The sequence below is a fragment of the Pseudomonas sp. GW821-FHT07F05 genome (assembly GCF_059418765.1).
In genome coordinates this window covers 574,489-599,507 of the sequence record NZ_JBWKQL010000001.1, presented here as the reverse complement: position 1 = coordinate 599,507, position 25,019 = coordinate 574,489, and the positions used below count along the sequence as shown (strand labels likewise).

The window sequence follows — 25,019 nt, the reverse complement described above, 5'->3', positions numbered from 1 at the left end:
AGCTTTTTTGACACATCTCACTATCCCGAATCATCGCGTTGTCAGCGAACACAATAAGAAACTGGAGATAGCACATGAAGTTTTTACGTCTGCGCCCCACCACGGTGGTGCTATTCATGCTGTGCGCCATGTATTTCATTACGTACCTGGACCGCGTCAACGTCAGCACCGCCGCGGTCGGTTTCGGTAAAGAGTTCAACCTGAGCAAAACCGAGATCGGCATCGTCTTCTCGGCCTTCGCGTACCCCTACCTGATCTTCCAAATCATCGGCGGCTGGGTCAGCGACCGCTTCGGCGCCAAGCGAACGCTGGTGGTGTGCGGGCTGATCTGGGCCAGCGCCACGGTGCTGACCGGCCTGGCCGGTGGCTTCGTCTCGCTGATCGTCGCGCGGATACTCCTCGGCCTCGGTGAAGGCGCCACCTTCCCCGCAGCAACGGCGGCGATGTCCCGCTGGATCCCCAAGGAAAAACGCGGCTTCGCCCAAGGCATCACCCACGCCTTCGCCCGCCTCGGTAATGCGCTGGCGCCAGCAGCGATGATCGCGGTGATGGCTACATACGGCTGGCGCGAATCGTTCTACGTCTGTGCGGCCACCAGCTTCGTCTGGGTCATCTTGTGGATGGCGGTGTTCACGGAGCATCCGAAAGACCACCCGCGCATCTCCAAGCAGGAACTGGACACCCTGCCGCCGCCGAAAGTGAAGTCCAACATCGTGCTGCCATGGGGTCGCCTGTTCAAGCGTATGGCCCCGGTCACGATCGTTTACTTCTGCTACGGCTGGACGCTGTGGCTGCTGCTCAGCTGGGTGCCGATGTACTTCATGAACATGGGCCTGGATTTGAAGGGCACGGCGATTTTTGCCTCAACTGTGTTCTTCGGCGGCGTGGTTGGCGACACCCTGGGCGGTATCGTCAGCGACCGCATTTATACGCGGACCAAGGACCTGAACAAGGCGCGCAGCCTGATGGTCGCCGTGTGCCTTGGCCTGACGCTGCTGTCGCTGGTGCCGTTGATGTTCACCAAGGACATGCACATTTCCCTGGCCTGCCTGGCCATCGGGTTTTTCTTCTCGGAGATGACGATCGGCCCGATGTGGGCAATTCCGATGGACATCGCGCCGGACCATTGCGGCACCGCGAGCGGCATGATGAACACCGGGTCGGCCATGGCCGCCATCGTCAGCCCGGTGGCCGCCGGTCTGTTGATCGACAAGTTTGGCAACTGGCAGCTGCCCTTTCTGGTCAGCATTGTTCTGCTGGCGATTGGCGTCGTGCTGTCGTTCCGCATCAAGCCGCAGAACCGGTTTGAATATGGGCAGCCGGCCGCGCCTCTGACACCGAGTGCGGAACCGGCGCCGGTGGTCAGTAAATAAAGCCACAACGGAAGCCGCCTTCGGGCGGCGATCTGATCCATAAAGCTTCAGCCCGGCACGCTGCAATCGAACCCCTTCACTGGAGAACCCTTTTGGACACTGACACCCAACCTTCGCGCCTGGCGCAGCTGATCGTCGATGCGCAGAACAAGCGCAGCCTGTTAGGCGAGCTGGAATTCGACCTGAACCCGACAGACCGCGACGCGGCGTACCTCACGCAACAGAAAATCCTGCGCTTGCGTGGCGTTGAAGCGGGCGGCTGGAAGATTGGTTCGAAGTCCACGGACGGGCCGATTCAGGGCTCGCCCCTGCCCCGCGACTGCCTGTTCCCGTCGACCGGCACGCTGGACCGCAGCGTCTATCCGCCGGTGGGGCTGGAGCTGGAAATCGCCTTCCGCTTCAACCGCACCTTCAGCCCTCGGGATGAGGCGTACAGCGACGAGGAGGTCATGGCCGGCATTGCCGAGATGGCGGCGTCCATCGAGGTGGTGTCCAGTCGGTTTGCGGCGTGGCCGAAGATCGAGCCGCTGACGCAATTGGCCGATCTGCTTAACCACGGCGCCTTGGTGGTGGGTGATTTCGTACCCTACGACGCGTCCTTTCCCTTCGTTGAACCGACGCTTTCATTCACGCTGAATGGCGAGAGCGTTGTGCCGTCGAAAGTCGCCAATCCGGCAGGCGATCCACGCCGGCTGCTGCCGTGGCTGGTCAACCATCACACCCTCAATGGTCTGCCGTTGCCCGAGGATTTCGTCGTCACCACGGGTTCTTATACCGGCATGCATTTCGCCCAGGGCATGGCTGAGGTGCTGGGGCAGATCGACGGGTTGCCACCGGTTTCATTGACGCTGGCCTGACGCTTTACCTCGATGCGATAAAAAAACCCGCCGATGTGGCGGGTTCTTTTTGCTGTGCAGCTTTTAGTCAGGGCGGCGAACATACGACCGGTAAACCGGCTGCCAGAAGTCCTTCTCGATGGCCGCTGACAATTCATCTTCCGATTGAGGCGGCGCCACACTGTCGCGCTGGGCCGCCATGCCGACGGCAAAGGCGATGCGCTTGCTGACCGACTGAACATCCCGCAACGGCGGCAACATCTGTCCTGCCGCTGCGCACTCAGCCAGCGCCTGGGCCGACGCCATCAGCATGCCGTCGGTGACGCGGGTTGCTTTGCTGGCGATGGCGCCGAGGCCAATTCCGGGGAAGATGTAGGAGTTGTTGCACTGCGCGATAGGAAAGGTTTTGCCCAGCACCTCAATGGGCAGAAACGGACTGCCTGTGGCCACCAGCGCCTGGCCGTCGGTCCATTGCAGAATGTCCTTGGGGTGCGCTTCGATCTGCGAAGTCGGGTTGGACAGCGGCATGATGATCGGCTGCGGGCAGTGGCTGTGCATCGTCTCGACGATCTGCTGGGTGAACAGTCCGGCCTTGCCCGACACGCCAATCAGCACGGTGGGTTTGGCGTTGCTGACCACCTCAAGCAGCGAGGGCCAGTCGGCGCTGAAATCCCAGTCGCTGAGTGAATCGCTGGAGTGGGCCAGTCGCTGTTGGAAGTCGTAGAGGTCCGGCTGGCGATCGGTCAGCAGCCCTTTGCTGTTAAGCAGAAAGACCTGACTGCGGGACTGGGCTTCGGACAAGCCTTCGAGCTGCATGGCGGCGATGATCTGCTCGGCGATCCCACAACCCGCTGACCCGGCGCCTACAAAGGCGACGGTCTGATCGGACAAGCGCTGGCCCTTCATCTTGCAGGCGGCCAGCAAGGTGCCGACGGTGACGGCGGCTGTGCCCTGGATGTCATCGTTGAAGCAGCAGAGTTGATCGCGAAAGCGCGCGAGCAACGGCATGGCATTGGTCAGCGCGAAGTCTTCGAACTGCAGAATGGCTTCCGGCCAACGACGCTGGACGCCTTCGACGAATGCCTGCACGAACGCATCATATTCGGCGCCGCGAACACGCTCCTGGCCACGGCCGAAATACAGGGGATCCGCCAGCAGCGCAGGATTGTTGGTGCCCACGTCGAGCACCACCGGCAGCGTATAGGCCGGGCTGATGCCGCCGCACGCCGTGTACAACGACAGCTTGCCGATGGGGATGCCCATGCCGCCGACGCCCTGATCGCCGAGGCCAAGAATGCGCTCGCAATCACTGACGACGATGACTTTGACGTTGTCTTTGGTGACGTTGTTGAGGATCTCGTCGATGCGGTCCTTGTCGGCGATGCTGATGAACAGGCCGCGATGGCTGCGGTAGATGCGGGAAAATTCCTGGCAGACCTTGCCTACGGTGGGGGTGTAGATGATCGGCAGCATCTCGTCGAGATGGTCGTCGACGACGCGGTAGAAGAGTGTTTCGTTGGAATCCTGGATCGAGCGCAGGAGGATGTGTTTGTCCAGATCGGTCGTGCAGGCCTGATATTGATGATAGGCGCGGCTCGCCTGTTGTTCGATGGTTTCGACGCGTTCGGGGAGCAGACCCTGAAGGGCCAGGGCTTCACGCTCGTCGAGGCTGAACGCGGTGCCTTTGTTGAGAAGTGGAGTGCCCAACAACGTGGGACCGGCGAAAGGGACTTGCAAGGTGCGATCAGCGGCATGGGTCATGTATGTCTCCTGTGCTTATTGTATTTTGAATTCAATGTACACCTTTGGCCTCGAAAGCCAATGGACGAATGGAAATTTGCGGTGCTTGAACTGGCCTCTTCCCGGCTGAAGCCGGTCCCACTAAACACCGCGTACACCCAGGGAATTGGCTCATGCCGCATACCCTGTGGGACCGGCTTTAGCCGGGAAGGCGTCGGGTGTCTCGCTGCAAATCGTGTGTTTTACATACCGGCCTCTTCCCGGCTGAAGCCGGTCCCACTAAACACCGCGTACACCCAAGGAGTTGGGTCATGCCGCATATCCCGTAGGACTGGCTTTAGCCGGTAACGCGTCAGGCGTCACGCTGCACATCTTGTGTTGTACATCCCGGCCTCTTCCCGGCTGAAGCCGGTCCCACTGAACACCGGGTACACCCAGGGAATTGGCTTATGCCGCATACCCTGTGGGACCGGCTTTAGCCGGGAAGGCGTCAGTCGTCACGCTGCACATCTTGTGTTGTACATAACGGCCTCTTCCCGGCTGAACCCAGTCCTACGTAGATACCCGTTCGCCCCATCGGACCGGCATTAACGATTGCCGCTGACACCCTCACCCTCACGACTATCAACCTGCCATCACCCTCAGGCAAAATGCCGGACCTATGTAGGAATCATCCCCAGGAGTGGTCGGAATGCGCTTGTTCAGTTTAAGAACCCTGCTGGTCTGCACCGCGTTGGCCTCATGCCTGGGCATGGTCGGCGCGCAGGCCGCGACCAAAGCCAAACCCGCGCCGAAACCTTCCGGGCAAAAAGTCGCGATGCTCGGCGGCAAATTTGCCTTCACCCTGCCGAAGGACTACGTGAAAGGCCCCATGGAAGAAATCGATGCCAAGGCCAGGGCTGCAGGCGTCACCGGCTCGCTGTACATGAACAAGCCGGCCAAGCGCGTGGTGATCATCACCGAAGCGCCGCTGCCCAATGACCAGAAGGTCGGCGCCAACGACAAGCCAACCCTCGACGGCATCATCGCCGACACGCTGCAACAGCAGCAGTCCAGCTACAAGGACTTCAAGAAGCTGGGCGAGAAGAAGATCGTACGAAAAGGCCTCGGCATGCGTCAGCTGGATATTTCAGGCAGCGTAGACGGCGGTCGGGTGCTGAGCACGACGATTACCGCGGCCTACGGCAAACGCACGGCGATGGTGAACGTGATCTCCCTGGCGAAGGATGCCAAGGCCCACGCCGAGGTGGTCAAGGGTGTGACCGGCGGGAAGTGAGGGTTGCTGCTTTTCCGGCAGCGGTTGCAGCCGAAAAAGCAGCGATGTCAGATCATCAATCTGATCACGTGGGCCTGATCATTCCGGCAACGTCAGTTTGGTCCCGCCCGGATGCGCCTTGATCACGCTGTAAGGCACGGTCGACCATTCGGGACTTTCACACGCGCGCATGACGCGAGCGAAAGAGGGGCCGAACACGATGCCTTTTTCAGTGAAATACCACGACGGAAACTCCCAGACCGACGGGTCTGTGTAGTCGCAGTCGTCTTCGGTAGCAGGCTTCACCATGTCTGCAGGGTGCGCCGCTTTTAACTGCTCAACGAGCCAGGGGGCGAAGGCTTTGCCGCGGTAGTCCGAATACGTGTCGAAACTCACACCACCTTCTTCATCACGTTCGTAATGAAACGGCGCGCCTTTGCCGACCCACACCACATCTTCCAGCGTCAACTCCTTCCCCGTGCTGGCATCCAGATTCAGCGGCGAGTCGCCGAAGTCCGGGTGCGCGCCGCCGCAATCATAATCGGTGAAGACGCTTAGGCTCACGATGCCAGGCGTCAGCAAGCGCGGCGTGACCGTCTGCGCAAAATCACCACCGTTGCGACTGGCATTGAGCATGCACTGGTTGTAGCTGACAACCTCCTGCCACAAGCGCGAGCGCAACTGCTGATTGATTCCTGCGGCCTGCTCCGGCGCGTAACCCGACGTGATTTCAAACATCGAGACGCCCGACTCCGGCTCGACCCACCATTGCAGCCCGTGGCCCATGAACGTGGCTTTTTTGTCTGCCTTGAGCGGCAGGTGTGTGAGCCGCAGGTAGTCATAGGTCGACTGTTTGTAAATGTCCTGCCAACCCGGTTCGGCGGAAGCATCCGGCGCGGTGACGGCGCGCTCGGCCAGTTGCACCTTGTATGACTTGCCCTTGCTGCTCCAGTCCCCGTTCCAGGTCGCGTCCGGATTTTTATGAAGGACCAGCTTCGGCAACTTGGCTTCGTCGTCGTAGCTCAAGCCCTCAGTGAGCGTCAGATCATTGCCTTTGGAAGTGCCGGAAAGCGGCAGGTCCTTGTGGTACTTCTCGTAGAAATAGCGGCCCGTCACGTCTTCAGCGCTGGTGAGGTCCAGCTCGACGACGATGGGCGATTGACCCAAGGTGCCTGTCAGCACATGGACCGCATTCTCGGCGTGCAGGGTAAATGGCGCGATCAGCGCGGCGAGGCAGGTGATACGCAAAACGGGGAGAGAAACAGGCATCAGACGTCCCTTGTGATGATGCTAACGAGTCGGGCCAGTAATCTCCCGAATCGCGGAGCGTCTGGCAAGGGCCAGCCGTGATTTCCTCGAAGCGTGACAGCGCGGTTACCGCCTGCCCTCCGCCGCCATCCGCACCGCGAACCCGAATAACACCGTGCCCATCAGCCAACGCTGCACGGTCGCCCAACCGGGCTTCTGGGTCAGAAAAACGGCGATGGAGCCCGCCGCCATGGCGACCGTCGCATTCACACTCAGGCTCACCAGAATCTGCGCGCTGCCCAAGATCAGCGACTGGCTGAGCACGCTGGTGCCGTTGTCGACGGTGATGAACTGCGGCAGCAGCGACAGGTAAAGCACCGCCACTTTGGGGTTGAACAGGTTGGTCATCAGGCCCATCAGGAACAGCTGTCGGTTACTGTCCTGAGGCAAATCCCTCACCTGAAACGGCGAGCGACCGCCCGGTTTCACAGCCTGCCAGGCGAGGTACAGCAAATACACGACACCCGCCATGCGCAGTGTGTCGTAGGCATACGGGACCGCCATGACCAGGCCGGTGATGCCAAATGCCGCGCAGAGCATGTAGAAGATAAAGCCGACTGCCACGCCGCCGAGGGAGATCAGCCCCGCCTTGCGCCCTTGTGAGATGGATCGCGAAATGACGTAAATCATGTTCGGCCCTGGCGTCAGCACCATACCGAGGGCTATCAGGGAAAAAGCGATGAGGTTCGAGAGTTCGGGCATCGTGGGCTCCTGCCGGCGTGACGGAATACGCATCCGGACCGCGCCGAATTGCCGCCCTATTTCAGCCAACCTTTGTAGAACGGTCTATACACAGATGGCCGGAAAACACGCCATGACAGACGACACCCAACGCTGAGCCAAACGACACATGCATCACCTCACCCTGTGGCGACAGCCGGCGTGAATTATTTGCTCAATAGTGGCCAAGGGCTCTTCCCAGCGTCCCGTTGGCGAGGGACACTCGGAGTCGTTGGTCGTGACCGATGTGGCAGTCGGGATGCAGCGTCACAACCCGGTGAAGCGCTATGAACACTTCGGTCCCAAAAGGTCTCTCCTTCGCCAGACGCATGTACCTGCCGCGCAGTATCGGTCTGGGTATTGGGTTCTTCGCGGTGGCTGCAGCGCTGTACCCTTCCCATCCGCCGGCCTGGGTGTGGATCGCCATGATCGCCCACGGTTACGGCTGGCCGCACCTGGCTTACCTGCTCGCCAAGCGTTCACGTCACCCGTACGCCGCCGAACGCCGCAACATGATTTATGACTCGCTGGGCGGCGGCTTCTGGGCGGGGGCGATGGGGATCAGTCCGTTGCCCACCGTGACGGTGCTGTCGATGATGGCGATGAACAACATCGCGTCCGGTGGTTTGCGTCTGTTTGTATTGGGTTCGCTGGCGCAGGTAGCAGGCGCACTGGTGGCGTACAAGATATTCCTGCCGGCGTTGTTTCCGCATGTTACTCAGCTGCAAGTCTTCGCCTGCCTGCCCATGCTGGTGATCTACCCGATGGCCATCGGGCTGGTCTGTTATCGCGTGGCCGTGCAGCTGTCCAGAAGCAAGAAAGCGCTGGAAAAGCTCAGCACCACCGACAGCCTCACAGGCCTCATGAACCACGGCGCGTGGAAGGATCGACTGGCGCTGGAGTTCGATAAATGCCAGACGCTCAATCGCCAGCACAGCGTGGCACTGATCGACATCGACCACTTCAAGACCATCAACGACACCTACGGCCATATCACCGGCGACAACGTGCTCAAGCAACTGAGCAACGCGCTGTCCGCCAGCCTGCGGCAGACCGATCTGGCCGGCCGTTACGGCGGCGACGAGTTCTGCGTCATCCTGCCCGACACCACCCTGACCCAGGCGATCGAGATACTCGAACGCCTGCGCCGCACGGTCCATGAGCACGCCCACTCGGCCCTGCCCGATCTCAAGCTGAGCCTGAGTATCGGCGTCGCGGCGTACGGCGCGCACCAGACCGACGCCGGCATGTGGCTCCACGAAGCCGACATGGCGCTGTACGACGCAAAAAGCGCCGGGCGCAATCGGGTCACGCCAGCGCAGCCGTCCAGCAAAGCGGCTGCGCGCGAGGGTGCTGCGCTGGGGTGAGTCAGCGACGTAATTGAGGTCCGAAAGATTCGCTATTCACTGCAGGCCATGGCATCGGTCGGTGCCTTGACCTGCTTGAGCAGCTCAAGCGGTGTCATGCGTGACAGCAGATTGTGCAGGCTGTCGCCCAATATCAACGGCCCATACAGCCCTTCTTCCCGATCCAGATGCGTTTGCTGCACGTCGCGGTAGGCCTCGGGGTAGATGCTTTTTTCGATCGGCAGCAGGCGGTCGTAATGTTCGAGCAAGCCGCGAAAGACGATGCGCCGCTCGGTGACGCCGCGGGTGGTGGCGATGAGTTTGATGAAGAAATCCGAGTCGCTCTGGCGCATGGCTTCGTACGCGGCGTATCGCTCCGCCAAGGTGTACGCGTTGGTCTCGTTGAACACCACGCAGCACAGTTCCTGACGCGAGCGTGAGCCGAACGGGTTATTCACCGCGCGCCGGCGATTGCTCTGCGCCAGCGCGAAGGCCACCGCCCGTTCGGCCTCGTTCATACGCTCTGCGCTGCCAAGGCTGGAGAGATCATCCAGCGCAGGAGCCTGACGCCCCAGTCGCTCGACCTCTGCGCTGAAGGTGGCAAACACGCCATGGGGCCCGAGCCATTGCTTGTGCAGCTCACTCAACTGGTCTCTGGACAGCCGGCTTTGCTCATCGACCAATTGTTGAAACGCGGTTGAGGCGTCGACATTAAAGTCTGCATCGATGCACGGTTGCTTCAAGGGCTCAGAGGTTGCGATTTGAAGGGTCATCGATTCCATCCTTATTATTGGTTGTTATTTTGGGTGAGCCATGCCGAGCACTTTTATTTAAAAAATCAAAGCACTGGCAGCGAAGTAGTTACGCAGAAAACCGCGCTTCGCGAAATAAACTTCACCGTAGCAAATCACGCCGCCGACAGTTTGGAAGTCTGGCTATCAAATTGGGTTAATTATGCACTTACCGTTCAACGGAACAATCCGTCAGATGTAGGGGTGGGAGCAGTTTTTTCTTTCGCGGCGCCGTGATATGCAGTGCAATGAGCTGTGCGCGGTTCTTCACCTCGTTCTTTCGCAGCAACGCTGAAACGTGGTCGCGGGCCGTGTAATCACTGATCCCCAGCCGCTGCGCGATGTCCTTGTTGGTATGCCCCTGCAGCAATAGAAGCAGGACTTCCTGCTCTCGGGGAGTGGCTTTATTCAACCGTTTGCGCTTGCGTTCTTCTTCCAACATTGGCCCTCAACCGTCTCCGCGACTTGCCGGCCATGGCATTACATCTGCCAGGGCCGTGACATTGTTTTTATTGATATTCAGGTTTTTAACGCTTTAATCATTTACACGGTCAAGCCCGGTTAATAACCGAACAATAACAAGTAAATTTTCCTACAGATATTTGCGAAGCATCCCTACTTAAACACGCAGACAAGGTATTCGAACACGCCCCAAGTGCAGGCCGTGTGGATATATAAAAGCGGGTCAGTTGTATAGACGGGGACAATAAACGCTGCAAATGATAATTACAATCATCTGTTACAAATCAGCGGGTCAATCTGAGTTGTAATGGCACGGATTTGAAATCCGCACCATCGAGTCGACACGGGCGCCATTGCGACGCCCTCGCCCTTTCAGTTTCCAGCCTGCGCCACCCGTGGGTCATCGACCTGCATGCCCTTGCGCAGGCCGAAGAACATGGCCGTCACCAGACCGACCGCGCCCATGATCACGCAATAGCCCACGCACACCCACGGGCTCCACGGCATCAAGGCGATCAGCGCCAGCGGCGTGGTGCTTGCCCACAGCGCGTAGCTGATGTTGTAGGTCAGCGAGATGCCGGAGACGCGAATATTCGCAGGGAACAGTCCGACCATGACCGAAGGGACGACGCCGACAATGCCGCAGGCCAGACCGGCCACTGCGTAGGCGAGACTCAACGGCAGCCAGTGACTGACCAGACTGGCGTAGAGCACGCCAACACCGATGGGCAGCAACAGGTTGTACAGCACCACGCCGCGCCAGGCGCCAATGCGATCGACCAGCATGCCGGCCAACACGCAGCCGATGTTGAGGAAGACGATGCCGACGCTGCTCAGGGCGAAGGTGTCGCTGGGGCTCATGCCGAAGCGCTGCTGCATCACCGTAGGCGTGATGACCACCAGCGTTACGACGGCGGAGGTCAGCACGCAGGTCAGCAACGCAGCCGGCAACAGAGATTGCCGGTGCTGGCGTAGGACGGCGCGCAGCGGCAGTTCAGTCATGCCCTCGCGCTGGGCGTGCATCGCCATGAACACCGGCGTCTCGCTGAGCCAGCGTCGCAGCCACACACCAATGACGCCGAAGACGCCGCCCAGCAGAAACGGGATGCGCCAGGCGTAATCGAGGATTTCCGCGTGGCTGAACACTTTCGCCAGCCAGGTCGCCGTCAGCGCACCGATCAGGTAACCGAAAGTCAAACCGGCTTGCAGAACACCCAGCGCATAACCGCGATGACCTTTCGGCGCGTGCTCGGCGACGAACACCCAGGCACTTGGCACTTCGCCGCCAACGGCCGCGCCCTGAAGGATGCGCAGCGCCAGCAGGATCAGCGGTGCCCAGTAGCCGATTTCAGCGTACGTCGGCATCACGCCGATCAGCAGACAGGGCAGCGCCATCATCAGAATGCTGAGGCTGAACACGCGCTTGCGACCCAGTTTGTCGGCGAAGTGCGCCATCAGAATGCCGCCCAGCGGCCGCGCCAGGTAGCCGGTGACGAAGATGCCAAAGCTTTGCAGCAGGCGCAGCCACTCGGGCATTTCCGGCGGGAAGAACAGCTGACTGAGCGTCAGGGCGAAAAACACGAAGATGATGAAATCGTAGATTTCCAGCGCCCCGCCCAGTGCCGCCAGGCCAAGAGTTTTGTAGTCTCCCCGGCTGATGGGTTGTGGGCGCGGTCGAAGAATGGCTGTCATGAAAGACCCCAAATCACAGGTTGAAACGCACTTGGGTGCGACAAAGGCGCGCAGGATAACAAAGCTGACGGCTTGCGGGCGGATCGCTGACGGCTGACGCGTTTCAGCGGCTGATTTAAAAATTCACCGTCGCCGAAACCCGCGCCGTACGCGGCGCGCCGAGGAACAGGTAATCGTCCCCCAGGTATTCGCCCGCGTCGCGCCAGTAGCGCTTGTCGAACAGGTTGTCGACGGTCAGGCGCAAGACCGTGTTGTAGCCCTCGATTTTCGTGGTGTAGCGGCTGCCCGCGTTGAACACCGCGTAGTCATCCACTTTTACCGAGCCTTCGCGGTTGGCGAACTTGCTGGCGCTGTATTGCACGCCGCCCAGCAGCGCCAAGCCTTGAATCGGCAGTGCGTAATCCGCTGACACACTGCTGCGGAATTTCGGCACGTTGATCGCCTGATGATCTTCGTAAGCCGCTGTTCCGCTGTCTTCAACCCGCGCGCGAATGGCCGCGACGCTGGCCGACATCTGCAGCTGGGAGGTCACGTAGCCGTTGGCGCTCAGCTCGACGCCGGTGTTCTTCTGCTGGCCCTGCTGGACGAAAGTCAGGCTGCCGTCGTCCTGGGGTTTCGAATACTGATAGGCCTGACGGGTTTGAAACACCGCTGCGGTGAAGCTCATGCGGCGCCAGTCGTATTTGACCCCGGCTTCCAGCTGGCGAGAGATCGTCGGCGCGAGGATTTCCCCGACATTGCTGTCGAACACCGACGCCGTGCCGCCCAAGGACAACCCTTTGCTGTAGCGGGTGTACAGCGAAACGTTGTCGATCGGTTTGTAGATCAGCGCAGCCTGGGGCAGGAAGATCGAGCGCTCGGTGTGACGGTTCTCGCTGCCGTCCTCGTTGTGGGCTTTTTCGTCGAGCTTCACTTCACGCCCGCCGATCACCGTTTGCCAATGCTCGTTGAAGCTGATGCGGTCGGTGGCGAAAAGCCCGTACTGACGGCTGTCCAGGCGCCGTTCGGTGTGGCCCACGGATAGCTCCGACGGCGCGAAGGTGTCCGGCGTCTCGTTGATATTGCCGGAGCCGACGTATTCGCTGAAATACGGCCGAGTGTCGACCGTGCGCCGGAACGCGCTGCTGCCGAAGGTCAGCTCATGCTTGAGCCAGCCGGTGTCGAACAGGCCGGTCATTGACGCTTCGACTTCATCGTTGCGCCGCGTGTCGTCCGGGCTGCGGAAATCGTAGATGTCGTAGCCGCCGCTCGGCGTAAAGTGCCCGGTCAGCGGCTCGGCAGGGCAGTCGCTCTGGTAATAGCAGCCGTAGGCGAAAGCGCTGTAGTCGTCGATGACCACGCGGCTGCGAGATGCGCTGAGGCTGGCTTTCCAGTCGTCGCTGAGGCGGTATTCGTAGCGGCCGGTCATGTTCAGCGAGTCGATGCCCACCGGATTCGAGCCGCTTTGATAGCCCAACAGTTTGCGCGGTGAGGCGTCGTGGGGCAGCTCGGTGCCGCCCAGCAGCTGATAGCCCGGCACCGAGCGCTGTTCTTTGGTCTGGTATTCGACGTCGAGCTGCAGGGTGGACTGGTCGTTGATGTTCCAGTCGAAGGCCAGCGAGGCGAAATCCCGTTGGCCATTGGCGTGCTCGACGTAAGAGCGAATGTCCTCGTGGGCGACGTTGGCGCGCAGGCCGAATTGTTTCTCGCTGCCGAACCAGCCGCCGACGTCTGTGGCGATGTAGCGCTCGCCGTGCTCGTTGGTCGAGACCGTGACGGACCGCACGTCTTCCGGGCGTTTGGTCTTGTAATTGATCACACCCGCAGGCTCCGACACGCCACTCTGCAGGCCCGACAGCCCCTTGAGCAGCTCGACCCGTTCCTTGTTTTCCAGTGCCACGTTCTGCTCACCGGTGATGCTGCGCCCGTTGATGCGGTAGCTGTTGGCCGCATTGAGCGAGAAACCGCGCACGACGAAATTCTCGTAGTAACCCACCGGCGCATAGCTGTCGCCCACCGACGCGTCGTTGCGCAGGACATCGCTGAGCAGCTTGGCCTGCTGGTCCTTCAGCCGCTCGGCGGTGAACACCGATATCGAGGCCGGCGTATCGCGCAGCGGCGCTTCGCTGAACCCGCCAACCGACGCGCTGCTCGCCTGATAGCTCGACTCCTGCTCCCCTGTCACCCGCAGCGCATCCAGCGTTACCGGCTCGGCTTCCTGAGCCGCCAGCCACGGCGAAGCGAAGGCGATACTCAGCGGCAACAGCCGACGGGTGAAACCGGCAGCGGGACGGGACGAGGTGATCATCGGCGGGTGAGTTCCTGGTGATGGACAGTCGGGCAGGGAGAAACGCAAGCCAGTTCGGCGGCGCCTCTTTTACGTTCTGCGCGGCGTTTTTACAACCGGGATTGGTGTGGAATTCGGTGTGCAGGTGATTTTGCAGGACCCGCTTCAGCCTGGAGGGCTGCGGTACTGATGAGAGAGATATGTCGAATGTACCGGACCCTTCCCGGCTAAAGCCGGTCCCACAGTCCATTCTGGCCGACATAGCGATGTTGAAGGAACGAGCTTTTGTAGGACCGGCTTCAGCCGGGAAGACTGCGGCATTGGCGAAACAAATGCGTTGAATGTACCGGCCCCTTCCCGGCTAAAGCCGGTCCCACAGTCCACTTGTGGCCGACATCGCGATGTTGAAGAACGAGCTTTTGTAGGACCTGGTTCAGCCGGGAAGACTGCGGCATTGGCGGAAAAAATGCGTCGAATGTACTGGCCCCTTCCCGGCTTAAGGGGGTCCTACTAGATGCAGTTAATCAGGCGCTTGGGCGATAGTTTCAAGGTAGGGCTATTGCTCCACCTTCAACCCAACCTTCAGCAACTTTCCGTCATCCTCGTCCGTCAGCACATACACATACCCGTCCGGCCCTTGCCGCACGTCGCGGATGCGCGACTTAAGTTCGCCCAGGAGACGCTCTTCGTGCACCACCTTGTCGTCCTTGAGCTCCAGACGAATCAGCTCCTCGGACGCCAGCGCGCCAATGAAGACGTTGTGGTCCCATGCTTTGAACGTGCTTGAGTCGTAGAACGCCATGCCGCTGACGCCCGGGGATTTCTCCCACACGTGGAAGGGATTTTTCACGCCCTCGACGATCTTGCCTTTGGACTCGGCAATCGGCTGGCCGCTGTAGTCGATGCCGAAGGTCGAGATCGGCCAGCCGTAGTTGGCGGCGCGTTCGATGATGTTGATTTCGTCGCCGCCACGGGGGCCGTGCTCGTTGGTCCACAGCGTGCCGGTCCAGGGGTTGAGCGCGGCCCCCTGCTGGTTGCGATGGCCGTAGCTCCAGATTTCCGGACGCACGTTTTTCTGGCCGACAAAGGGGTTGTCCTTGGGCACGGTGCCGTCGGGGTACAGACGCACGACCTTGCCCTGAAGCTTGTCGAGATCCTGAGCCGTGGCTTTGTCGTTGTTTTCGCCCAGAGCGATGAACATGTAACCGTCGCGATCAAAGACGATGCGCGAACCGAAGTGGTTGCCCACGGACAGCTTTGGTTGCTGCTGGAAGATACGCGTGAAGCCTTCCAGTTGAGTCATGTCTTCCGAGAGTCTTGCGCGCCCCGCCGCCGTGCCGCCGGTTTTACCATCGCTCGCGGCCTCGGAGTAGGTCAGGTATACCATGCGGTCCTTGGCAAAATCCGGCGACAGCTCGACGTCCAGCAGGCCGCCCTGCCCTTGCACCCAGACCTTCGGCACGCCAGAGATCGGCGCTGAGAGTTTGCCGTCAGGCGTTACCCGACGCAGGTTGCCCGTACGCTCGGTGACCAACATGCCCTGGGCGTTCGGCAAAAACGCCACCGCCCACGGATGCTGCAACCCGCCGACGACCTCATCGACGGTCAGCGTGCCAGTCTCGCTCTGGTAGGTCGCGGCAGTGGCCTGCACGGAGAGGCCCAGTAACGCGGAGGCGCATAAGGTCGCTAGCAAGGTTTTGCGGAGAGATGTGGTACGCAACATAGGCGATTCCTTCGAAATGGAAGAGATGCTGGCAGTGGTTTCAGTTGCTGCGGCGTTCGGTATCGCTGGAAGGTCGAGCAGGTTGTTGCCGGGTCGGATAACCGTTGCCGATGCCACCGTTTTCAAGGGTGGGCGGACGGGTTTGAGTGGGCCCTATATTAGGCCCACCGACACGTGGTGCGATGGATTCGGTGCCCTGACGGCTGTTGGGGTTGGCGCGGCGGACGGCGCCGTTGTCGGGAACATTGATCGAGCGGCTCGGATATCCTGCGGCCGCCAGAAGCGGCGGCGAGTGCGCGGTGTGATCATCAGCCTGCGCCAGGCCAGCGGATAACAGCCCGCCGAGCAAGACGACGGCGAGGCGTCGCGGAAAAGGGTTCATCATTTACCTTCTGTGGGATGGGTAACGATTCCGGTCTTTGATGGCGATCGAGGGCGTAGGTTCGCGCTGTCACAGTGGATGAGCAACGTGTAGGACGATTCGCTTTGTAACAAGAATAGTCGCCGCCCTGCCGGAACCGTCCGATGCGCCGACACTTCGTCGCCCGCTGCACAATTCTTCCAGACCTGCCGTAAGCGGCGCGGTAACGTGTCCAAGAATGATTGAATGCCCTAACCAGCCACCCCTCCCGAGGCCCCGCAATGTCCGACCGCAACTGGATCGAGCTCAAGCAGGACGCCGCGTCCGGCATCGAGACAGTGCGCGCGCATTTCGAGGGCCATGCCTACGATCCGCACTGGCACGACAGTTATCTGGTGGGCATCACCGAACAGGGCCTGCAGCAATTCAATTGTCGTCGACAGCAGCACAACAGCACGCCGGGCAAGGTGTTCCTGCTCGAGCCGGGCGACATCCACGACGGCACAGCACCGGAAGCGGGCGGCTTCACTTACCGCACGTTGTACCTGGACCCGCGCTGGCTGGACCGGGAGTTGCGCGCGCAGTTTGAAGAAACGCCGGACAACGCCCAACTGAGCTTCGCAGCGACGCTGGCAGAAGACCCGCGTCTCGCCATCGCCACCGCCGACGCCTTCGAAGCGATGCACCATGATGAACTGCGCATCGTTCGCCAGACCGCGCTGGATCACCTGCTCGCCAACCTGACCAGCCACTTGCGCTGGCGCACCCTGATCGACCCCGATCCGCGCCTGCCATTGGTAGCCCAGCGAGCCCGTGATTATCTGCACAGCCACTTGCATCAGGACATCGGCCTGGACGATCTGGCGCAGGTGACAGGCGTTGACCGCTTCCGCCTGAGTCGCGCGTTCAAGGCCGCGTTCGGCCTGGCGCCCCACGCCTACCTGATCCAGCTGCGCCTGACCCGCGCCCGCCATCTGCTGGCGCGGGGCGAGGCGCCTGTCAGCGTCGCGGCTGCGTTGGGTTTCGCGGATCAAAGCCATCTGGGCCGCTGGTTCCAGCGCGCCTATCGCATGACCCCGGCAGACTACCGCCGACGCTGCTCAATTGTTCCAGACTGACCGCCGACTGCGCGCCGATCATTGCTCCACGATCAATGACCGCCGAGCTATCCCATGCAAACCCTTCTGCCCTTTCTGCTGTTCGCCTTCGTCGCTTCCATCACGCCCGGCCCGACGAACATTCTGGTGCTGACCAACAGCTCGCGCTATGGCCTATTGCGCACGCTACCCATTGTCCTCGGGGCCTGCGCCGGCGCGGCATTACTGGTGCTGATGGTCGGCACCGGGCTGGGGGATGTGCTGGCCCGTCATCGACAGGTGCAAACGCTGATGTCATGGCTCGGCATTGGCTGGCTGACCTGGCTGGCGTGGCAGATCTTCAGCGCACCCGCCGAAGCGGTCGACCCGACGCAAACCCGCAGCGGTCCGACCCTGGGCCTGTGGGGCGCGGCGAGCCTGCAACTGGTCAACCCGAAAACCTGGATGATGGCGCTGGCCGTGGTCAGCGTCTTTGCGGGCACCGACGCCGACCGCATGCTGCGGGTGATGTGGCTGTCGCTGGCGTTCTTCCTGGTGTCGATCCCATGCATGAGCGCCTGGGCCTACCTGGGCGTCAGCGCCGCCAAATTCTGCCGCTCGGCGCAGAGCATGAAGCGCTTCAATCAGGTAATGGCGGTGTTGTTGCTAGTGTCGGCGTGGTTGACGTTGGTGGTGTGAAGCACGGGCGGGGCCCAGAGGCATTCGATGGATCTGCCTACGCACAAACCATGGGAGTGACCGCGGTGGCATTCCACCTTGCTCACGAAAGCGGTCTGCCTGGGCTATCCCTTCTCGCCTGACCCACCGCATTCGTGAGCAAGCTCACTCCCACAAGTTTTCTGCACGAGTCGAGATCTGATGTCAGCCACAGTCTTGTGGGAGCGAGCTTGCTCGCGAAGGCATTCTGTCAGCCGGGCTGAATGGTGCTGACCCACCGCATTCGTCAGCAAGCTGACTCCCACAGGTGCTGTGCCTGACGCTGAAATAACGGGCAGCGCAGATCTCCAGTGGGAGCGAGCTTGCTCGCGAAGGCTTACTTGCAGCCGCCAGAGGACAAGGCCAAATGACCCGCCCTATCTTTGAGCAAGGTGAGGGCCACCCCGGTCACTCCCACATGGACGGTGTTTGTCGCCTGATCCAAATCAGGCCTGACGCTGACTACTCGCCAATGTCCTCATTCCACAGCTCAGGCTTGTCGGCAATGAACTGCTTCATCAGTCCGACGCAGGTCTCGTCGTGCAGCACATTCACTTCCACGCCACGTGACTTGAGCAATTCTTCCTCACCCATGAACGTCTCATGTTCGCCGACGATGATTTTGCGGATGCCGTACAGCAGGATCGCGCCGCTGCACATCGCGCAGGGCGACAGGGTGGTGTAGAGCGTGGCTTCGCGGTAGACGCGGGCGGGCTGGCGGCCGGCGTTTTCGAAAGCGTCCATTTCGCCGTGCTTGATGGCGCTGCCTTCCTGGACGCGACGATTGTGGCCACGGCCGATGATCTTGCCGTCGTGGACGATGACCGAGCCGATCGGAATACCACCTTCGTCCAGGCCCTTCTGCGCTTCATCAATGGCCGCTTGCATGAACGGGTCCATGGTCTCTCCTTTCCTTCGTGACGGGGGATGATCGAAAAAACGCTTTAGAACAAGCGCGCGCTCAAGGCTTGGCTTTTTTCAGCGCGTTGTCCAGCGCGGTGGACACGTAAACCTTGAGCAGCTCGCTGGAACGGTCCTTCATGTCAGCGCCAACGTCGCGCTGCTTGTTGCGGAATTTGTTGGCGACGTCTGGCGCGGGGTCTGCGGCGTCCAGTGCTTGCAGCTCTTCGGGGCTGAACGATGCGGCGTAGGCGGCCGCAAGGTTGCGGTCCCATTCCTGCTGATACTGCGGCTGCAGGCTTTGCAGTTCGTCCTGCACGATTTCCTGCGCCTTGGTGCGGCCGACGGTCTCGACGATCGTGGCGAAGGTCACCGTGTGGGAAGCGACTTGGTAACCCAGCCAGCCCAGGCTTTCGCCCAGATGCTTATCCTGCACGAAGCTCAGCGCGGAATCTGCGGCCACGGGGGCAGGTGCGGTTTCGCCGGCCAGCGTCACGTTCTGCAGGGCCATCATGCTCATCAACGTCAGTCCGAGTGACGCGTTCATCATCGTCAACGCTGTCGATCTGCAATATCCCATGTCCTCTCCCGGCGACTTTTTATCGGTGATCAACGCTTTGATTGTCAGCTGGACGCTAACAGTTGAGGGGCGAGATATCCATCCCGGCTGCGCAGGGAAACGTGTAGGACGGGCTTTAGCCGGGAAGGCGCCGGATGTCACGCCACACAATCAAGAGTGCCTGCGCTGGCCTCTTCCCGGCTAAAGTCGGTCCTGCGGGGTCTTGAAAAAGCCGGCCCTACGGGGATCGCGTACTTTGTGGGACCGGCTTTAGCCGGGAAGGCTCAAGCCAATTCTGCTGAGCCACCCAGCGCCCACTGCTGTGCGGTCATGCGGTAAATCCTCACGCCCTGGCGATGATACTGGCTGTGGACGAACCCACCGAACCCGAGTTTTTTGATCACATTGACCGATGCAAAATTAGTCGGCTGGACGATGGCGATCAGCGATGACAAGCCCAGCTGTTCAAAGCCATAAGCCAGAGCACCGCGCGCCGCTTCGGTGCCCAAACCCCTCCCCCAAAACCCGGTTGCGAGCCGGTAGCCAATCTCGATCTCGTGCTGCTCATCCACCAGTTCGGCGTTGAGACCGCAGAAACCCGCCAGGGTTGAGGTGGATTTCTCCACCACCGCCCATGGACCAAAGCCACGTTCAAGGTAGGAAAACTGACACCAGTCGATGAACTCGCCGGTAGCCTTTTCCGACAAAGCGCCTGCCACCGAATGCCGCATCACTTCGGCATCGCCCAGAATCTGCGCCAACGCCGGGGTGTCGTCAGGGGTGAGTTCACGCAGGATCAGGCGTTCGGTATGCAGAGGAATGAATGAGGGGTTCAAGAAGTGTCACTCGTGCATGGACGGGATTGCCTGTGGGACAAGCGGCGGCCCGCTTGTCCCACAGTTTGAAGAGAAAGCGCTTACAGGCCCGCCTTCACCTTGGTGGCAACTTCAGCCGGCACCCAGGCGGTCCAGACTTCCGGGTGATCCTTCAGGAAACTCTTCGCTACGACACTCGGTTCCTGGCGCTTCTCGCTCATCTCGCCCAGGGTTTTGTTCAGCTGGTCGATGGGCAGGTCCACCTTCTCGAAGAAGCTCACCAGATCCGGGTACTGCTGACGGAACGGTTCAGACACGCCAATCGCCAGGTGTGCAGCGAGGGAGCTGGAGCCGATCGGGTTGGGATTGCTGGCGTCGGCGAGGGTTTTCCAGGCGGCTTCGTTGAACGGTGGCTCTTCCAGCTTGATCAGCTTGAAGCGACCCAGCAGCGGCGTCGGCGACCAGTAGTAGAACAACACCGGCTTGCCACGGCGGATGGACGATGCGACCTCTGCATCCAGCGCCGCGCCGGAGCCGGTGCGGAAGTTCACGTAGGTGTCGTTGAGCTTGTAGGCCTTGAGCTTCTGGGTGTTGACGATCTCAGACGTCCAGCCGGTCGGGCTGTTGAGGAAGCGGCCCTTGTCCGGGGATTCCGGGTCCTTGAAGACGTCTTTGTATTTGGGCAGGTCCGACACCGATTTCAGGTCCGGCGCCAGCGGTTTGATGCCGCGTTCCGGGTCGCCCTTGATGACAAACTCCGGCACCCACCAGCCTTCGGTTGCGCCTTTGACGATGTTGCCGAGGCCGTGGACCTTGCCTTCAGCCTCCGCCTTGACCCACGCAGGGCTGCGACCCGCCCATTCTTCGCCGATCACCTGAATGTCGTTCTTCGCCAGCGCCGCTTCCAGACTCACCGTGCTGCCGGGCAGTTTGTCGGTGGGATAGCCGTAGCCTTTTTCCACGATGGTGCGCAGGATTTCGGTGATCAGGCTGCCGCTCTCCCAAGTGATGTCACCGAAATGAATCGGCGCGGTTTTTTCCGCGCCGTACGCCGAGCCCGTCAGGGCAGCCAGTGCCAGCAGCGAGCCGCCCAGCAGTTTTTTGATTGGTGTCATGGATGTCTCTCGTCGCTCGGGGATGGGAGGAGCTCAATCGGTTTGGCACAGTTGGCCGGGCACAGCACACGCTTTATTCCAGACAAGCGCGGCGGCAACAGGTTTCAGCCTTATCCATGTAGTCGCTCACCGAACGCTGCGAAATGCCCAGCCGCGCGGCGATTTCAGGATAGGTCAGACCGCCGCGGCGGGAGAGCACAAAGGTTGATTTGATCTTTGCAGGCAGGCGGTCAAGGCGGCGATCCAGACGGTCAAGGATTTGCAGCGTAGCGGCGTGGCTTTCGGCGGACGCAAAAGGAACAGCGTCTTCCAGGGCCAATCCCTCCAGATAATCGCGCTCCTGATCACGCCGCCGCCAGCGCTCATACACCAGTCGCTGGCCGATGGTAGTCAGCAACGCCCGCGGGTCGCGAATCGGCACAACGTTGGGCGAGGCCAGCAATTGCAGGAAGGTTTCGGACGCGACGTCTTCGGCGCTCTGCTCGGAGTCGAGCAGCCGACGTAAGCGCAGGCATAGCCACGCATGGTGTTGCACAAAGAGTTCGCTGAGGTAGTGGCGATGCATAACGTCGGCGCCAGCCATAAGACATCCCCCGCCCTGAAATTTTTATCATCGGGACTTTCCGAGAGGCCATGCTAGCAAGCGCGGTTATGCAGTAAAAATACTTAAAAGTGATTCTTATAGATCATCACGGAATAACTACAGCAACGGCAAACCCAGGGATACAGCCTGCTGCTGGTAGTCGAGCAGCACCTGGTAATCCGCCTCGCTTGCCGGTAACACGTCGCTGATCGCCAACACGTGGGCGACATCGGGAAGTTCGTTCAGCGCCTGATTCATGGCCGCGCGGATGGCATCAGCATCAGCGCCGAGGCGGGTGATGTAGGGCAGGCACGGCCCCTCCGCCGTGCGCGCAATCACCTTTACCCCGGCGACCTCCTCGCTGGCATCGCGGGCCAAGTAGTCGAAGGTCACGCTGTCGATGGCCGCCAGATCACCATTACCCGCTTTGATCGCAGCGAGGCTGGCGCGATGACCGCCGGTGAGCGTGATGTCGGCGAAGAACCTGCCATCCTGTTGAAGTGGGGCTAACGCGTGGCGGAACAGGTTCATGCCCGAATTGGAATCCCGCGAATTCAGCAGGCCATGACTGCCCCTGAACTCGACCAGCGCCTGACGCGGGTCGTCCTCACGGGCGACCAACAGGCTGCAGTGATTGCCGTTGGCGCTGTGGGGCAATTGGTACACAGGACGCCCGACCACCTGAACCTTGCCCCGCAATTCCGTCATCAACGGATAACCGCAGGTTTGCGTCAGCAGCAAGTGCGGCGACAGCCACAGCGCTTTCAGGTCCAGATCCGCAGCATCGAGACGCTGCACGCCAAGGATTTCCATTGTTCGTTTCAGCCACTGCCCTTGCGCCTGCTGAATGCGCGGCGGCGCGACGTACATCAACAGTTCGGCGAAGCCTTGGGGCATGTTCGATATTCCTGATCAGACATAGGGATGTTGCGGGCTGTCGATAGGATTGAAGCTGTGCCGGCGAAAGAGTTCCGCGTAACCGGCCACCAGAAATCCGCCGCTGCGCGTCAGCCACGCCTCGCGCCGCGCCCGATACACGACGGGCATGTGATACCACGACAAGCCGGGCAAATCGTGGTGCACGAGGTGCAGATTCAGATTCAGGAACAGCCAGGCCCACGGCCATGAGGCTTCGTTGATCACCGTGCGCTCCTGGGTTGCTCGCCCGGACGATGCTCGTAATAGGAGCGAACCATCGACACCGCCAGCGCCGGGACGCTGCAGAAGAGCACGTAATGCACGGCCGAGATCGCGCTGTAATGCTCGATGAACAAAAACATCAGCACCAACAATCCACCATGGGTCGACCACATCGCCCAGGCCTGACGCTCGCCACGCAGCAATCGGCGGGTTTCGCCAATGATCAGACTGCTCAGCGCCAACGGCACGCCAAACACCAGACGCCCCGGCGGGGTCTTGTCGAGCCAGCGCAAGAAACGCATCACTTTTCCAGTCTGCTTCCAGTGCGACTGGCTCAGGTAGCGGCTCTCAGGGTCACGACCGGGCACGGTCAGGTCTTCGTCGCAGTGGTGCTGCATATGGGTGTCGCGATACAGGGTGTACGGGTACCACACCGCAAATGGCGCGTAACCGAGCACCTTGTTCAATCGCAACGAACGGGTCGGATGGCCATGGAGCACCTCGTGTTGCACGGACATCCACAGCACCAGCAGCGGGATCATCAACAGCGTCGTCGGCCACACGCCCAAGTGCGGACTGGCAAGCAACAACGTCGGCCAGCCTGTGTACAGACCGATCAGCAGCAACCAGGTCGGCCATTCCGTGCGGCCCGTAAAGCTTGCGCGCAAACGCTTGATCTCTTCGCGCTGCGCGTCGTCCAGGTAGTGGGGCATTGCCGGTTCCTGCATTCGGGCTGATAACCGGTTGTGCAACAACGCAGGAAAAACTTGTAGATCGATTGGTTATGACGGTAGAACCATGCGCCCAATCGATCCTTTATCCGACGCCCGCAGCCCATGCCCTACATCCAGTTTTTGCCCCTTCCCGACGTGCAGCGCCCGTTGCTGGAGAAGTTCTACCGCGCCCATCGCTCACCCATGCGCGCCAGGGGCGAGGCGCAGGTGTGGGTGGCGCGCAGGTCGGAGGTTATTGGCGGTATGTGCTTGACGCCTGTTGCGGGTGGGCACTGGTTGACCGGGCTGTTCGTTGCGCCCACCGAGCGCGGGCGGGGTGTCGCGGCGGGGCTGATCGCCGCAGCGCTGACGTCGGTTGAAGGAAACGTCTGGTTGTTCTGTGAACCTGAGCTGAGCGGGTTTTATCAGCGACTCGGTTTCGTAGAAACATTGCAGCTGCCCCAGGAACTGGCCTCACGCCTGGAGCGTTATCGCCAGACCAAGCGATTGGTGTCACTGGCTCATTTGACTGGCCCGTAACCCAATAGCGGCTTAGAACCTTTCCTGCGGTGGACCAAACCAAACGTGCCATCGGAGGCCCGGCCTCACGTGCTAGCCTCGCCGATCATTTCTTGGTCAGGCAGGACGCATATGAAGCCGGCGCTTATGGTTTTCTCTCTCGCGGCACTTTCGGCGACGGGCTTGGCAATGGCGGCGAGTGCTGCGCCTGAATCCACCGTCAGCCATGAGCAATTCGCGACCCTGCTGGGTGGCGACTGGCGAGTGCCGCAAAATGCGGCCCGCGATCAATACCGTCACCCTGAGCAGACGCTAACGTTTTTTGGCCTGCGCCCTGATCAGACGGTCATCGAAATCACGCCGGGCAATGGCTGGTACAGCGAACTGCTGGCGCCGCTGCTCAAAGACAAGGGGCATTACGTTGCTGCAGTCGTCGACCCTGCCACCAGCGACTACGCGAAGAAATCCGCCGACGGCCTGAAGCACAAATACGCGGCCGACCCAGCGCATTACGGCAAGGTCGAGGTCGTGACCTATTCGCCCCAGGCGCCGGTGTTCGGCACGCCAGGCTCGGCCGACACGGTGCTGACCTTCCGCAACGTGCACAACTGGGTCGACGCCGGCAACGAAGCGGCAACATTCAAAGCGTTTTACGAGGTATTGAAACCGGGCGGGACGCTGGGCGTGGTCGATCACCGGGCCAAACCCGGCACCACCGCCAAGGACAACGAAAAGAACGGCTACCTGCCGAGGGACTACGTCGTGAAACTGGCGCAGCAGGCAGGTTTCAAGCTGGCGGCCGAGAGCGAAATCAACGCCAACCCCAAAGACACCAAGGACTACCCCGACGGCGTCTGGACACTGCCGCCGGCGCTGGTCAAGGGTGAGCAGGACAAGGCGAAGTATCTGGCAATCGGCGAGTCCGACCGCATGACCCTGCGGTTCATCAAGCCAGATAAATAATATGAGCTGCAGATAGTCCCGGCGGAATGTGTTCGCCCTTGATAAC

Annotated in this window: 24 protein-coding genes and 1 pseudogene; 9 read left to right on the top strand and 16 right to left on the bottom strand. The window is 60.8% G+C overall.

Annotated elements, in window-relative coordinates:
* Nucleotides 1-74: 74 nt before the first annotated feature.
* Nucleotides 75-1,373, top strand: coding sequence for an MFS transporter (locus AC07RO_RS02815; protein ID WP_495085226.1), 1,299 nt, complete (start codon nucleotides 75-77; stop codon nucleotides 1,371-1,373).
* A gap of 92 nt (nucleotides 1,374-1,465) precedes the next feature.
* Nucleotides 1,466-2,230, top strand: coding sequence for a 2-keto-4-pentenoate hydratase (locus tag AC07RO_RS02810; RefSeq protein ID WP_495085225.1), 765 nt, complete (start codon nucleotides 1,466-1,468; stop codon nucleotides 2,228-2,230).
* Between the two features lie 63 nt (nucleotides 2,231-2,293).
* Here the strand turns inward: AC07RO_RS02810 and AC07RO_RS02805 are convergent, their stop codons facing one another.
* Complete coding sequence (locus tag AC07RO_RS02805; protein ID WP_495085224.1) at nucleotides 2,294-3,970, bottom strand: NAD-dependent malic enzyme; 1,677 nt, start codon at nucleotides 3,968-3,970, stop codon at nucleotides 2,294-2,296.
* Between the two features lie 670 nt (nucleotides 3,971-4,640).
* Between AC07RO_RS02805 and AC07RO_RS02800 the strand changes: the two genes are divergently transcribed.
* Complete coding sequence (locus AC07RO_RS02800) at nucleotides 4,641-5,225, top strand: DcrB/PsbP domain-containing protein (protein ID WP_282366751.1); 585 nt, start codon at nucleotides 4,641-4,643, stop codon at nucleotides 5,223-5,225.
* Nucleotides 5,226-5,303: 78 nt separating this feature from the next.
* On the opposite strand, the gene AC07RO_RS02795 is transcribed toward AC07RO_RS02800, so the two are convergent.
* Together AC07RO_RS02795 and AC07RO_RS02790 are read right to left on the bottom strand one after the other, a co-directional pair.
* Nucleotides 5,304-6,473 (bottom strand): RsiV family protein, encoded by a 1,170-nt coding sequence (locus AC07RO_RS02795; RefSeq protein ID WP_495085223.1) that lies wholly within the window; start codon nucleotides 6,471-6,473, stop codon nucleotides 5,304-5,306.
* 105 nt (nucleotides 6,474-6,578) lie between these two features.
* A complete protein-coding gene (locus AC07RO_RS02790) occupies nucleotides 6,579-7,214 on the bottom strand; it encodes a LysE family translocator (protein WP_423574681.1) in 636 nt (211 codons plus the stop codon).
* A gap of 305 nt (nucleotides 7,215-7,519) precedes the next feature.
* Between AC07RO_RS02790 and AC07RO_RS02785 the strand changes: the two genes are divergently transcribed.
* A complete protein-coding gene (locus AC07RO_RS02785) occupies nucleotides 7,520-8,599 on the top strand; it encodes a diguanylate cyclase (protein WP_495085222.1) in 1,080 nt (359 codons plus the stop codon).
* A 32-nt stretch (nucleotides 8,600-8,631) separates the two neighbouring features.
* Here AC07RO_RS02785 and AC07RO_RS02780 read toward each other — a convergent pair whose 3' ends face one another.
* The 6 genes from AC07RO_RS02780 to AC07RO_RS02755 form a co-directional block, all read right to left on the bottom strand.
* Nucleotides 8,632-9,351 carry a hypothetical protein gene (locus AC07RO_RS02780; protein WP_495085221.1) on the bottom strand — a complete coding sequence of 240 codons (720 nt, stop codon included), beginning with the start codon at nucleotides 9,349-9,351 and terminating at the stop codon, nucleotides 8,632-8,634.
* Between the two features lie 187 nt (nucleotides 9,352-9,538).
* Nucleotides 9,539-9,811, bottom strand: a complete 273-nt coding sequence (locus AC07RO_RS02775) for a LuxR C-terminal-related transcriptional regulator (protein ID WP_346627547.1) — start codon at nucleotides 9,809-9,811, stop codon at nucleotides 9,539-9,541.
* Nucleotides 9,812-10,203: 392 nt separating this feature from the next.
* Nucleotides 10,204-11,523 carry an MFS transporter gene (locus AC07RO_RS02770; RefSeq protein WP_495085220.1) on the bottom strand — a complete coding sequence of 440 codons (1,320 nt, stop codon included), beginning with the start codon at nucleotides 11,521-11,523 and terminating at the stop codon, nucleotides 10,204-10,206.
* Between the two features lie 115 nt (nucleotides 11,524-11,638).
* The gene (locus AC07RO_RS02765; RefSeq protein WP_495085219.1) at nucleotides 11,639-13,810 is read right to left on the bottom strand and encodes a TonB-dependent siderophore receptor; all 2,172 of its coding nucleotides are present in this window, start codon (nucleotides 13,808-13,810) and stop codon (nucleotides 11,639-11,641) included.
* A 535-nt stretch (nucleotides 13,811-14,345) separates the two neighbouring features.
* Nucleotides 14,346-15,512 carry a PQQ-dependent sugar dehydrogenase gene (locus AC07RO_RS02760; RefSeq protein ID WP_495085218.1) on the bottom strand — a complete coding sequence of 389 codons (1,167 nt, stop codon included), beginning with the start codon at nucleotides 15,510-15,512 and terminating at the stop codon, nucleotides 14,346-14,348.
* A 40-nt stretch (nucleotides 15,513-15,552) separates the two neighbouring features.
* Complete coding sequence (locus tag AC07RO_RS02755) at nucleotides 15,553-15,894, bottom strand: hypothetical protein (protein WP_192171882.1); 342 nt, start codon at nucleotides 15,892-15,894, stop codon at nucleotides 15,553-15,555.
* A gap of 260 nt (nucleotides 15,895-16,154) precedes the next feature.
* Here AC07RO_RS02755 and AC07RO_RS02750 point away from each other — a divergent pair, with 260 nt between their 5' ends.
* Nucleotides 16,155-16,991, top strand: coding sequence for an AraC family ligand binding domain-containing protein (locus AC07RO_RS02750; protein WP_495085217.1), 837 nt, complete (start codon nucleotides 16,155-16,157; stop codon nucleotides 16,989-16,991).
* A gap of 54 nt (nucleotides 16,992-17,045) precedes the next feature.
* Entirely contained in the window at nucleotides 17,046-17,648 is a 603-nt protein-coding gene (locus tag AC07RO_RS02745; protein ID WP_495085216.1) for a LysE family translocator, read from the top strand.
* Nucleotides 17,649-18,128: 480 nt separating this feature from the next.
* Here AC07RO_RS02745 and AC07RO_RS02740 read toward each other — a convergent pair whose 3' ends face one another.
* Nucleotides 18,129-18,566 carry a nucleoside deaminase gene (locus AC07RO_RS02740; protein ID WP_192171511.1) on the bottom strand — a complete coding sequence of 146 codons (438 nt, stop codon included), beginning with the start codon at nucleotides 18,564-18,566 and terminating at the stop codon, nucleotides 18,129-18,131.
* A 61-nt stretch (nucleotides 18,567-18,627) separates the two neighbouring features.
* Entirely contained in the window at nucleotides 18,628-19,086 is a 459-nt protein-coding gene (locus AC07RO_RS02735) for a hypothetical protein (protein ID WP_495085215.1), read from the bottom strand.
* Between AC07RO_RS02735 and AC07RO_RS02730 the strand changes: the two genes are divergently transcribed.
* Nucleotides 19,079-19,330 carry a hypothetical protein gene (locus AC07RO_RS02730; RefSeq protein WP_495085214.1) on the top strand — a complete coding sequence of 84 codons (252 nt, stop codon included), beginning with the start codon at nucleotides 19,079-19,081 and terminating at the stop codon, nucleotides 19,328-19,330. The two genes, AC07RO_RS02735 and AC07RO_RS02730, sit on opposite strands and share 8 nt — an antisense overlap.
* A 79-nt stretch (nucleotides 19,331-19,409) precedes the next feature.
* Here the strand turns inward: AC07RO_RS02730 and AC07RO_RS02725 are convergent, their stop codons facing one another.
* The 5 genes and pseudogenes from AC07RO_RS02725 to AC07RO_RS02705 all read right to left on the bottom strand — a co-directional run bounded on the left by AC07RO_RS02725 (nucleotide 19,410) and on the right by AC07RO_RS02705 (nucleotide 23,491).
* Nucleotides 19,410-19,961, bottom strand: coding sequence for a GNAT family N-acetyltransferase (locus AC07RO_RS02725; protein ID WP_495085213.1), 552 nt, complete (start codon nucleotides 19,959-19,961; stop codon nucleotides 19,410-19,412).
* A gap of 80 nt (nucleotides 19,962-20,041) precedes the next feature.
* Complete coding sequence (locus tag AC07RO_RS02720; RefSeq protein ID WP_346627539.1) at nucleotides 20,042-21,055, bottom strand: ABC transporter substrate-binding protein; 1,014 nt, start codon at nucleotides 21,053-21,055, stop codon at nucleotides 20,042-20,044.
* A gap of 73 nt (nucleotides 21,056-21,128) precedes the next feature.
* Nucleotides 21,129-21,638, bottom strand: a complete 510-nt coding sequence (locus AC07RO_RS02715) for a sigma-70 family RNA polymerase sigma factor (protein WP_495085212.1) — start codon at nucleotides 21,636-21,638, stop codon at nucleotides 21,129-21,131.
* A 117-nt stretch (nucleotides 21,639-21,755) separates the two neighbouring features.
* A complete protein-coding gene (locus AC07RO_RS02710; protein ID WP_495085211.1) occupies nucleotides 21,756-22,535 on the bottom strand; it encodes a phosphate/phosphite/phosphonate ABC transporter substrate-binding protein in 780 nt (259 codons plus the stop codon).
* Nucleotides 22,536-22,550: 15 nt separating this feature from the next.
* Nucleotides 22,551-23,491: pseudogene (locus AC07RO_RS02705) on the bottom strand (fatty acid desaturase).
* Nucleotides 23,492-23,614: 123 nt separating this feature from the next.
* Between AC07RO_RS02705 and AC07RO_RS02700 the strand changes: the two are divergent.
* Nucleotides 23,615-24,031, top strand: a complete 417-nt coding sequence (locus AC07RO_RS02700; protein WP_495085210.1) for a GNAT family N-acetyltransferase — start codon at nucleotides 23,615-23,617, stop codon at nucleotides 24,029-24,031.
* Nucleotides 24,032-24,142: 111 nt separating this feature from the next.
* Nucleotides 24,143-24,973: a class I SAM-dependent methyltransferase gene (locus tag AC07RO_RS02695; RefSeq protein ID WP_495085209.1), complete on the top strand. Its 831-nt coding sequence runs from the start codon at nucleotides 24,143-24,145 to the stop codon at nucleotides 24,971-24,973.
* Nucleotides 24,974-25,019: the final 46 nt, after the last annotated feature.